Genomic DNA, 11,442 nt, shown 5'->3' on the forward strand with positions numbered 1-11,442 from the left:
CATAAATATCAACGCACTGCAACTGGACCAGTAATTGCAAAGGTATAGCGTATTCCCTGCTGCCGGCGCCGCAGGGACATAGCCGACTTGAGAGCGGCCAATGGGCGCGTTACATGTACCTCATCCTCCGCCTCCGATGGGTCCATGCGCGGATTGAGATGGCGCATCACAAAGGATAAGGATATGAACTTAGAGAAGATCGATACGCATCACCACATCTTTCCGAAGGTCTACGTGGACGCTGTCGGAATGGATATGCTGGCGTCCGTGATGCCAGGCGGCAAAGCCCCTTCCTGGTCAGCCGAGGCAGCCATCTCAATGATGGATGCCAACGGCATCCGCGAAGGGATCGCGTCCGTGTCCTCCGGCCCCCTTCTCCCGAATGCTGCGAACCTGCTGCGACAGTGCAATGAAGCCGCAGCGGAATTGAGAGTCCGCCACCCTGGCCGGTTCGGTTCGTTCTGCAGCCTGCCCCTGCCCGACGTGGACGCATCGCTGCGAGAGATCGAGTACAGCCTCGATACGCTGAACGCCGACGGATTCATTGTGTTCACCAGCTATGAGGGTCGCTATCTCGGTGATCCTCTGTTCGAACCGGTGTTGCAGGAACTTGATCGCCGGGGCGCGGTGGCGTTCATCCACCCAAATCAGCCGCCCTACGAAACACCACGCGTTGCACCGGCGTCCGTACTGGAGTTTCCATTCGATACGACCCGAACCGCTGCAAGCCTGATTATCTCGGGAGCGGTCCATCGCTACCGGAAGCTTCGATTCATCCTTTCACATGCAGGAGGCACGCTGCCCTTTCTCGCACCGAGATTGTCGCTGTCGATCTCCATGATGCCTGGCCTCGTGGAGCAATACGGTGATCCCATGACCGCTATTCGATCTTTCTACTTCGATACCGCGCTTTCGGCCGGTGCCTCCGCTCTCACGGCATTGGCACAGGTAACCGACCCGGATCACATCCTGTTCGGCACGGACTTCCCTTTCGCACCGCTACCTGCGATCGAGCATTTCGGGACCGTACTGGATCAAATAAACGTACCCGGAGTCGAGATGAGCGCCGTGTACCGAAACAATGCCGCGCGTCTGCTCGGTCGACAGTGAGCCCCCACCAGTACCGCCGGAGACAGGCGGCAACGTGGCAGAAGTTGCAATTATCGCGCCGGCAACCCAGGTAGGAGCGGACTGCCCGGGCGGAACTCGCCCACAACAGACCGTACTGCAAGGAGGACTACATGTAGCGTGAATCCCGACTGGGTGGCCCACGCACTGTAGACGATTAACGTGTTCAACCAAGGGTGAACACCGAAAGGTTGTGCCGTATTCGAGTGTGATGACAACAGCGACAGGACCAACTGCAATAACGCGGATATCAAGCTGCAGCCAATCCTGCCTGTCTGACCATTCGAAAACTGCTGCAACCGGGACGCGTTCATAGAGAAGCAATGTCGGAGAACAGTAACGTGAAGGACGTGGATGGCATCAAGGAGTATCGATATTTCGCTGGTGGAGAGTGGCGCTCCGCGAAAGACAACAAGCTTTTTGATGTCTACCAGCCCTATGATCGTGCGTTATACGCGCGCGTCGCTGCGGGCGGACGCGCAGAGGCTGTAATCGCGGTTGACGCTGCCGCCGCGGCTTTTCCCGCTTGGGCGGAAACCACGCCTGCCGAGCGCGCGAAGCTATTCTTCAAGGCTGCGGAGATAGTCAAGCGCCGACGCGCCGAGATCGCTCAGATCCTCGCCCTGGAAACCGGCAGCACAATCTCGTTTGCCACGTTCCAGCAGGATCTTGTTGCAGCAACCATCGAACAGGCTGCTGGCTGGATGTACCTTCCGAAGGGGGAAGTCCTCGCAAGCAATGCACCTGGGACCCACTCCATTGGTGTGCGCCGCCCGCTAGGTGTCGTCGCAAGCTTCACGCCCTGGAACGGGGCCAACGTACTGTCATGGCGAGCCGTCCTGTCTCCAATCGCTGCCGGCAACACGGTCGTAGTGAAACCGTCTGAACTAGCCCCCATCTCAGCAGGCCTGATCCTCGCGCAAATTGTCGAGGAGGCGGGTTTTCCCAAAGGCGTCGTCAACGTGGTGACACACGCGCCAGGTGGGGCCGGAGAGATCGCCGACGTCTTCTTCGAAAGCCAGGATGTCCGCGTCATCAATCTGATCGGCGGCGTCAAAACCGCGAAGATGCTCGCCAGACGGGCTGGCGAAACGCTCAAGCGCACGACGATGGAACTGGGCGGCTTCAATCCGCTGATTGTCCTTGACGATGTCGACCTGGACTACGCGGTTCGCACCGCAACGTTCGGCGCGTTCTTCCACCAGGGCCAGATCTGCTTGAACACTCGCCGGATCATTGTTCAGCGGAAGATCGCCGATGAATTCCTGGTCAAGTTCGCAGCACGGACAAAGACGCTTCCCTCCGGGGATCCCCAGGATCACAAGACGATCATCGGGCCACTGATCACGCCAGCAGCGGTCAAGCTGGTCGACGACCGTGTGAAGGAGGCGTTGGCGAAAGGTGCCAGGATACATACGGGCGGCGTATTCGAGAATCAGATTTACCAGCCGACAATTCTCAGCAATGTTCCATCTGATGCAGCCATCGCAAACGAGGAAACCTTCGGACCGGTCGTGATCGTTGAGGTGGTCGACACGCCAGAGCAGGCCGTCGAAGCTGCCAACCGCACGCTCTATGGGCTCACGTCCTCGATACTGGCTGGCGACACTTATCGGGCGTTTAATCTCGCCCCAAAGATTCAGGCCGGGATCGTCAACGTCAACTCGGCAACGGTGAACGATGAAATCCACGCACCAATGGGAGGTGTACGCGATAGCGGGTGGGGGCGTACTGGTCCTGAAAGCCTGAAGGAGTTCCAGGACGTCATATGGATCAACTCACACAATGTTCAGCGTCAATACCCGTTTTGATGTGCCTTTAAATTCGATGACCATCGGACCGGTTCCTGAGAACTCGTCACGCGGATAACCGGTCGGCGGTCAATTAACTGTGCTGCGTACACGGGACCTAACCTGTTGGTGATCCATGCTCCTGCAACACCAGCAATTCCGAGTCTGAATCGTACTCTCTCGCACGCCGCTGCCTGCCGACATGGAGGCGGCGTGCGCCCACCAATCCATGAGTGGGAGATGAGTGGCGCCCGTGTCATCTCGCAACAATCGGTTCGGCTTACTAACATGTATGAAAGAGAAATTTTTCCTTGCCGCTCTTTTGGCGATGAATGCGACCGCGCGTGCGCAAAGCAGTGTGAGCCTATTCGGCTCGATTGATGTCGGCATGACATATGTCAGCAACCAAAATGGCCATGCCGTTGTAAAGTTCGATGATGGAATCTTTTCGCCTAATCTTATCGTGCTACGTGGCAACGAAGGCTTGGGCAGCGGCGCTTCGGTACTTTTTGAACTTTCGAGCCAGTTTTCGCCGGGAACGGGAGAGTTCATCGGCAGCGGGATATTCGGGCGAACGGCCTTCCTCGGCTTGCATAACGACCGATTTGGCACGCTGACCCTGGGTTATCAATACGACTTCATGTACGACGTGCTGCTTCTTGGCGGCGATGATTCAGCACGCGATGTCGCAGGGTTATACAACTTTCGTAATGGGCCATTCCAGAAGCTGGCGCTGCCTGACAACCCCACTGGCGCGTTCGACTGGGATCGGGTTGGCGCGACGCAGCGCGTACCGGACGCAGTGAAGTATGTCAGTCCTTCGGTTGATGGCATGACATTCGGAGCACTGTATGGTTTACGGGACCCTGATAGCGCAACAGGACTCGAGAGCACCCAGAGTTTCGGAGTCAGCTATGGGTCTGGAAACTTCGGCGTGGGCGCGGCCTATACGAACCAGAGATATACCTCGGTCGCTGGCTCGCCGGCATCCACGATCACCAATTTCGGAACCGGTGCTCACTATGCTACAGACGAATTGACGACCAGCGTATTGTTCACCTCGGTACGAAATTCCGCGTCGGGTGCTACGGCCTGGATGATTGAGGTTGGCACGACACGGCATTTAACGCAGGCGTTAATACTAGGTGTCGACTACCTTTATATGAAGGGCAACGCGAGAGTAGACGACAATCACGCCCACCAGATCGATGCCTCACTGCAGTACGCGCTGTCAAAGCAGACCACAGTCTACGTCAGCGGCGTGTACCAACGCGCCAGTAGTGGCGCGCACGCGCAGATCGACGGGGTGCTGGATCCTGACGGTGCATCGAGTAGTCCTACGCAGGTGATTGCGCATCTTGGTGTCCATACAGCCTTCTAGATACTACCAGCCACAAGCAATTGTTGGCCCAATAATAAAACGCTGATTTTCTTATACTTATATGCACCGCTCGTTGACGATACGTCATCATGCCGAAATCCTGTACAACAACTAAGCCAACAGTGGTGCATCGATCATTGCCGGAAGCGACGCTTGTCGATCCCCAGAGCGCGGATTTTCGATTCTAGCGTCGAGCGCGGCATGCTCAAACGGTTCGCAGCACCCGCGGATCCAAAGACCCGCCCGCCGCAGGCGCGCAAGGCCTCCTCGATAATGGTCTTTTCGTGAGCCACGATCGAACTGGAAAGAGCCGTTCGGCTATCGGCAGACGGTCGCGACGATAACCACCGCTCGTCAATCGCAAATTCTTCGGTGTCGCAGACAATGACCGATCGCTCGATGACGTTTTGTAGCTCGCGAACATTTCCAGGCCACGGATAACTCTTCAGTCGATCCAGCGTCCGCTTGTTGACGTGTCGAAATACTTTTCCCATCTTCCTTGCGTAGCGGTGGATAAAATACTCAACTAACATTGGAATGTCGTCTCCACGTTCGCGCAGGGGAGGCATCTCCACCGGAAATACGTTGAGACGATAAAAAAGATCTTGTCGAAAGGTTCCGGCGGAAACTGCTTCTTCCAAATCACGATTCGTGGCGGCAATCACACGAACGTTGACGCGAATGAGTTCCCTTCCCCCGACACGCTCAAATTCGCGCTCCTGGAGTACTCTCAGCAACGCAGCCTGCGTGTCCGCTTGTAGCTCACCCACCTCATCCAGAAAGATCGTCCCTCCCTCGGCAAGTTCGAACCGACCAGGTCGCCGCTGGGTGGCACCAGTGAAGGCGCCCTTTTCATGCCCGAACAGCTCTGAAAACATCAATTCACGAGGAATAGCGGCGCAGTTTATCGCTACAAATGCCCGAGTTGAACGGTCTGACCGCCGGTGAATCGCGCGAGCAACCAGCTCTTTACCTGTCCCGGTTTCGCCGGTTATCAGTACTGTCGATTCGCTGGCTGCAACCTTTGTCACATGCGAAAGGACCTCGATCAATGGCGGTGACGTACCGATGATTTCTTCGAACATCGACTTTCTGTCGATTTCCTCCCGAAGGGCAACGTTCTCCTGTAGCAACCTATTCTCAGACCTTTTCCGATCTTCAATATCTGTACATGTGACATACAAACGAACCAGCTGACCATGGTTGTTACATATCGGGTTGAACCGCGCAAGAAACCAACGATAGCTTCCATCACTCTTGCGCAGCCTCAATTCCATGTCGCCGGATGCGCCATTTTCCAAGTGACTGCGAAACCTTTCGCGGTCGTCGGGATGAACACCCTGCCCCACGGCTCCGCTCTTCCACTCTTCCAAACTGGCGCCTATGTAGGCGAGCGCAGTACGGTTTGCATACAAGTGCTCGCCGTTTGGTCCCACTACGCCAATATGCTGGGGCGAGAGGTCGGTGATCTGCCTGAGTTCTTCTTCACTCGAACGCAGGGCCTCCATCAACTGCACCTGCTCGGTAACGTCTATGCCAGCCCCGATGAACCCTTGGGAAGTCCCGTCATGGCGCATCGGCGTGCCGACGCAACGGATATGACGGGTTGCCCCGTCAGGCCGCACAATCCTCTTGGTAAAGTCAAAGGAGCTGTCCTCGGTGAGCATATTTTTAATTTCACCTGCAACAGAGTCCCTATCTTCTGGGTGCACAATCGCCATGTACTCCGCAATGCTCGGTGCCTTGGCCGCCTGCTCAAGGCCATGGATATAAAACAAGCCGGAAGACCAGTACTCAAAACCGGACGGACAGAAGACCCAGGTGCCGAAGTGTGTAAGCCGTTCGCCCTTCGCCAAGGAGAACTCGGATTGCTTTTGCTCTTCGATCTCGAGATTGAGGCCAACCCAGCCTACCAACTCCCCGGCAGTTGCGCGACGAGGTTCAGCGCGGCTGAGGAACCAGCGATACGCGCCGTCTCCGCTGCGCACTCGAAACGCAACTTCCCCCGCACATTTGGACTTAATGCACCGCGACCAGATCCTGCGAGTCTCGGCGTGATCGTCTGGATGCAGAAAAGCGATATGAGCATCCCATGCCGAATCCTGCTCGATCCCGGATCTTAGCGGATGGTCGTTCGCGAGCCCCAGGTAATCCGCGCATCGCCCGTTCAGAAACGTGAGATTGCCCGACGGCTCCGCGTACCACGCATGAGCAGGAATCAGATTCAGACTGGCTTGCAGTGACTCGTTCATAACGTATCCGTCCGCTCGACACCCGATGAGAAGATTACCGCCGTTCAAGCACCCACAATTCTGCGTTGACAAGTTGGCGCAGGTGACGCCTGCTCACCTTCCAACTCTGGTGTGCTGTTGTCCAGCATATCGCCATTAGTGAGATGTCGACAATGTTCAGCCACGCACAATCCTCTGAATCCGGCTACTTGCGGCAGGAGCGATACTTGCAGCGTCCACGGCAAGCGACCATCAATACCTTACCCCACGTGACGAGCAATGCTCAAGATACAACGCATCGCCAATGGCGACATCTTGCTAGGCGTAATCGGTGACCTTCGTGCCGACAATCTGGACGTTTTGTCGTCGCTGCTTACTGATGAACCTGCGGACCGGGTAATAGCGCTAGATCTCAAGAGTCTGATCCAGGTGGACGACGAAGCCGTCCGCTTCTTGCTCAAGTGTGAAGTACAAGGTATTGCGCTGCGCAATTGCCCGGCGTACGTTCGTATCTGGATCTCGTCCTTGCAACCGCCCCCCTGACCACCACCTTTCAATGCCGCGAGCGATCACACTCCGCGATGAGTCTTGTGCGGTTCCCGACAGCGCCAAGAATGGCTATCTGGTACCGGGTGCCAACAATCTAGGTGGAGCAGCCCCTTTCAGCAACGTCACACCAACCTTCGCCCAATCGATATGCGTGAGCACATTGTCATATCGGTCACTTGTACTATTGCTTCCCATCCGGCTTTTAGGTGCGCCGCCGTATAGCGAAATAGCTCGTGCCCTTTCTCATCCACCAATACCCAAGCGCCATGTGCCTTCGCGCATGCCTCCGATCCTTGCTGCGTCACGGTGATCGCGTGCTCGATGGTCATGTTCGGCTTGGGATGCGCGAGCAGGCTGCGATACTCTACGCCCGCCTCTTGCGCTTCAACCTCAATGACAAAGAATCCGGCCGTCCCGTCCTGCGAGTGTTCCCGTGTCTCGAAGCGCGCCCTGTGTACCGCCTGCTGTTCGGCCAGCGTCACGCGCAGACTGCGCGGATATTCCGTCGCCTGTTGACCAAGCGACACGTTGTTTTCGATGAACCAACGTGCTTCGATGACGAGAAATTCCCGTTTCTTGGGATCGCTGTCGGGATGACGTGGATGGTTGTTCAGCGTGATCCGCAATCCGGCATCGAGCCATCGCAGACCACCGACACCGAAATCGCGACGCGCACGAGAATCCCACTCGTCAACATGACGACGGGCGCGGCCTTCGCCGCTGTCCGAGTCGGGGTCGCCGTAGCTGTCGGCTGATAGACCATCATTGATACTGCGGGGATGCTGCGCGCTTCCGACTGCCGCCCGCCGTCAGTTGCGTAGGCCGTGGATTGCAAGCGCTTTCCGTCTGGGAATGGGATGTCGGTCGCTTGTAGTCAAACGCACGTGACATGTAACTCAGGCTCTGCATGGTCTGCATGACCGCCCACTGCGTGAACCCGTCCGCTTCGTGATCAGTGTTGCCCCGATAATAGTCGGCCGGTTTCCCTTCCGGCAGCGACGATACACGGTCCACGACAACGAGCGTCGTTTTCGGCGGCTCGCCTTCCTTTGTCGGTTCGCGGATCCGACGGAGATAAATGCCTTCATCTTCGAGAAGGCAATGCACGAAGCTTTGGCGCCACCGTGAGCGCACGACAGGCTCGCGCGTCAGGTCGAACCGGAACCGCCCCTGTAGCTGCGGATAGCGATTGAACACGTCGGAAACGATTTCGCGCGCGTCCTTTTCGAGCCATCCCTCATGGTTGTTGGTCTTGCCCAAGAAATCAGGCAGGTCAGTGTCCCGTTTGACGAAATGCGCGCCCTTGTAAGAGATCCGCTGCGTCGGCACACGCAGCGTGCGGTGAGTTCCGAGCATCCACATGAACGTCGGTGCCCGGCTTCCGCCCCCGCATCGCGGAGTCTGATGCTGTCGCGATCTTATGGACTGCCGCCTACTCCCAATTTGGCACACTCTTTGGACACTTACCGTCAGGAAGGCCTCTCCGGCATCACTTCGACAACGTCGCGCGCACCGTATATTCGCCTTCGAGCGCCCCGTGTTCGGGACGCACGAAATAACGCGACGCGTCGAGATCGGCCGGCATCGGCTCGACCGGGAAACCGTGCTTTTCCCACGCATCGAGGCCGCCCTTCAGCGCACGGATGTTGTGGATCATCTTCTTGCGCTGCATTTTCGCGATCAGACGCTTGGCCGTGGCCTCGTTCGGGCACACGCAATAGACGACGATCGGCCGTTTCAGCAGTTCCGGGTCGAGCAGGTCCGGCGAATCGAGATCGACCGGCACCGCGCCGGCGATCCGGTACGGTTCGCGCTCGCGGATCGCCTTCGGCCGTGCGTCGAAGATCAGCGGCGGCTCGTCCGACGTCATCATCTCGACGAGCTGCGGCGGGGAGATGCGCACCTGCGCGAGATACCGGCGGAACTGCACGCGGCGCACCCAGCGGTACAGCAGGAACGTGATGAAGATCGCGAGGAACGCGTCGAGAATCGTGCCGCCACTCGCGCGCACCCACAGCACGAACTGGACGATCTGATCATGAATGGCCGCGCCGCCGACCAGCCAGAACGCGGCCCACAGCGACGCGCCGGCCAGATCCCAGAACAGGAACACGCCGACGCCGATCGCGGTCGTGCCGAGCAGCGGCGCCGACACGAGGCCGAGGCCCGGCAGGAACTTGGACAACACGAGCAGCGGCGCGCCGTATCTTTCGAATACGTTACGGGCAAAGCGCAACGTCGTGTCGAGCGATAGCGAGAAGCGGACGAGGCCGTTCAGCAGGCGCCGGCCGCGCGTACGGCCCATGAAGAACCACAGCGAATCGGCGAGCATCGTCGCGCCGATCGCCGCCGCAAACATGCTGACCCACGACGCCTGCCCCATTGCCGCCATCGTGCCACCGAGAATCAACATCGGCACGGCCGGCACCGGCACGCCGAGCTGCGTGATCAACACGCTCGCGAACACGGCCCACGGGCCGAGCGACGATGGAATTGCGATGGGAAAGTGCCACACGGCGGCGCTCCTGGAAGACATGCGGGCCGTGCGACGGGAGCCGTCGGACCGGCAGTGCAACGGCCGCCGCGGCACGTCCGCGGCCGACCATGTGCATCACGGGCATTCTAAACGGGTTTGGCCGCGATCGCGCGGAACACACGCCGTCTGCGCGGGCTTCGCGCCAACGATGGCAATGCCGTGACCGTCACACGTCGGAGCGCTGCGCGAGCCGGGCGACGTGTTCCGCGTAGTCGGGGAACGCGGCGGCCAGCGTGGCTGCATCGGCCAGCTCGAATTCCGAAAACTCGAACCCCGGCGCCACCGTGCAGCCCACGAGCGCGACATGCTCGTGCGACGCGCAGCGCGCGCCGAACCAGCTCCCGGCCGGCACGACCGCCTGGAACACCGTGCCCGGGTGCGTGAGCGGGTTGCCGAGCCGGTGGATCGTCAGCCCGTCGTGCGCGTCGAGCGCCCACACTTCGATCGGGTCGCCCGCGTAGAAATGCCAGACCTCGTCGGAACGGATCCGGTGCCACGACGAATACGCGCCGTCGCACAGCAGGTAGTAGATCGCGGTCGACGCGGCGCGTGGCGCACCGTCGGCCGGACGCACGACCGAATCGGTCGCGCGATAGGTTTCGCGGAAATAGCCGCCTTCAGGATGCGGTTGCAGGTCGAACTGGCGAATCAGGTCGGGAGCGGAGATCGGCATGGCGGATGACGTCGGTAAGGTAGGTAACCGGCATCCGGCGGCCAGCCAGGTTCATCACCCGTGCGACCGGTTCCTGCCGGATGCCCCTGCGTCGATCGCCGCGGCCATGCGCGCGGCGAACAAGCGGACACCGGTCGATGCTGCCAGAACTGCGTGTCGGGATGCAACCGCGTGTGCAATCGCGGGCACGCGGGTGCGTCACGGGCGCCCGCTTCCGGCTCGCCGAACCTGCGACGACAGGACGACAGGCGCGCCTGCGCACGATGCGCCGGTCAGCGCGTCGCGCGTTTCATCGGGCGGACTGCCGGCGTATGTGCGCTGCTGCATCCCGCTCGCAGCAGCGCCTGCTTCTGCGCCACACCGCGTGCTACGCAGCCGCCGGCGTACCGGGTTCGTTGTGCCGCACCAGCAGCACGGGCCGGTCGGCCGCACGCAGCAGCGATTCCGCGACGCTGCCGAGCAGCAGCCGGCGCAGGCCGTGCCGGCCGCTCGTGCCCATCACGATCAGGTCCGCGTCGGCTTCGGCCGCCGTGCGCATCAGTACGGCGGCGACATCCTCGCCGTATGCGTCGAGCGCGCGCACGGTGCCCGTCACATGCTGCTGCGCGAGCACCGCTTTCGCGTCGTCGAGCACCGGCGTCACGGCATCGGTCGCGGCCGCGTCGCCGTCGCGCTCGGCCGCGAAGCCCGCGTCGACGTCGACGAGCTGCGGCCGGTGCTCGACGACATACGCGCAGGTGACTTCACCGCCGGACGCCGCCGCGATCCGGATCGCCTCGTTCAGCGCGAGACGCGCGCTCGGGCTGCCGTCGAGCCCGACGAAAATCCGCTTGTACATGGTCCGTCCCTCCGACCGGGCACGCGTCGCGCATCACGCCACGGCGGCCCGTCATCGCAAGCCGGCCCGGTGCCGGCTTGCCTGCCGAACAGTCTGCCCCACGTGCCGACGCGCGGCTTGACGCGCGTCAAACGCGGCCGGCGTGCCCGCTGCTTCACGCCGTTTGCCGCAATTTCTGGTGACCCTATTACAAAAAACGTGTAAAACGCGCACAATTTCATCTTGAAAACAGACGTTGCACGCAGCCGGTGCGAGTTTTCCCCGGTTTTGCCGCGCTGCCCGAGTGCCCCGGGCTGCCCGACCAACAAGAATGGCC

8 protein-coding genes and 1 pseudogene are annotated in these 11,442 nt (G+C 59.8%); 4 read left to right on the forward strand and 5 right to left on the reverse strand.

Annotated features, from left to right (window positions below):
- Positions 1-183: 183 nt before the first annotated feature.
- The 3 genes from KEC55_RS20055 (at position 184) to KEC55_RS20065 (ending at position 4,299) form a co-directional block, all read left to right on the forward strand.
- A complete protein-coding gene (locus tag KEC55_RS20055) occupies positions 184-1,110 on the forward strand; it encodes an amidohydrolase family protein (protein WP_282510000.1) in 927 nt (308 codons plus the stop codon).
- Positions 1,111-1,469: 359 nt separating this feature from the next.
- Positions 1,470-2,939 carry an aldehyde dehydrogenase family protein gene (locus KEC55_RS20060; RefSeq protein ID WP_282510002.1) on the forward strand — a complete coding sequence of 490 codons (1,470 nt, stop codon included), beginning with the start codon at positions 1,470-1,472 and terminating at the stop codon, positions 2,937-2,939.
- Positions 2,940-3,210: 271 nt separating this feature from the next.
- The gene (locus KEC55_RS20065) at positions 3,211-4,299 is read left to right on the forward strand and encodes a porin (protein WP_282510004.1); all 1,089 of its coding nucleotides are present in this window, start codon (positions 3,211-3,213) and stop codon (positions 4,297-4,299) included.
- Between the two features lie 134 nt (positions 4,300-4,433).
- On the opposite strand, the gene KEC55_RS20070 is transcribed toward KEC55_RS20065, so the two are convergent.
- Positions 4,434-6,551 carry a sigma 54-interacting transcriptional regulator gene (locus tag KEC55_RS20070; RefSeq protein WP_282510005.1) on the reverse strand — a complete coding sequence of 706 codons (2,118 nt, stop codon included), beginning with the start codon at positions 6,549-6,551 and terminating at the stop codon, positions 4,434-4,436.
- Positions 6,552-6,809: 258 nt separating this feature from the next.
- On the opposite strand from KEC55_RS20070, the gene KEC55_RS20075 reads away from it, so the two are divergent.
- Entirely contained in the window at positions 6,810-7,073 is a 264-nt protein-coding gene (locus KEC55_RS20075; protein WP_282510006.1) for a hypothetical protein, read from the forward strand.
- Between the two features lie 263 nt (positions 7,074-7,336).
- Here the strand turns inward: KEC55_RS20075 and KEC55_RS20080 are convergent.
- From KEC55_RS20080 to KEC55_RS20095, 4 genes and pseudogenes are all read right to left on the reverse strand, one after another.
- Positions 7,337-8,342: pseudogene (locus KEC55_RS20080) on the reverse strand (contractile injection system protein, VgrG/Pvc8 family); the annotation flags it as partial.
- Between the two features lie 226 nt (positions 8,343-8,568).
- Positions 8,569-9,594: a DedA family protein/thiosulfate sulfurtransferase GlpE gene (locus tag KEC55_RS20085; protein ID WP_226146011.1), complete on the reverse strand. Its 1,026-nt coding sequence runs from the start codon at positions 9,592-9,594 to the stop codon at positions 8,569-8,571.
- A 187-nt stretch (positions 9,595-9,781) separates the two neighbouring features.
- On the reverse strand, positions 9,782-10,288 hold the full coding sequence (locus KEC55_RS20090) for a cupin domain-containing protein (protein ID WP_282510010.1): 507 nt from the start codon (positions 10,286-10,288) through the stop codon (positions 9,782-9,784).
- 367 nt (positions 10,289-10,655) lie between these two features.
- Positions 10,656-11,126 carry a universal stress protein gene (locus KEC55_RS20095; RefSeq protein ID WP_176045356.1) on the reverse strand — a complete coding sequence of 157 codons (471 nt, stop codon included), beginning with the start codon at positions 11,124-11,126 and terminating at the stop codon, positions 10,656-10,658.
- Between the last annotated feature and the right edge of the window lie 316 nt (positions 11,127-11,442).

The organism is Burkholderia cepacia (assembly GCF_029962485.1).
Classification (GTDB): domain Bacteria; phylum Pseudomonadota; class Gammaproteobacteria; order Burkholderiales; family Burkholderiaceae; genus Burkholderia.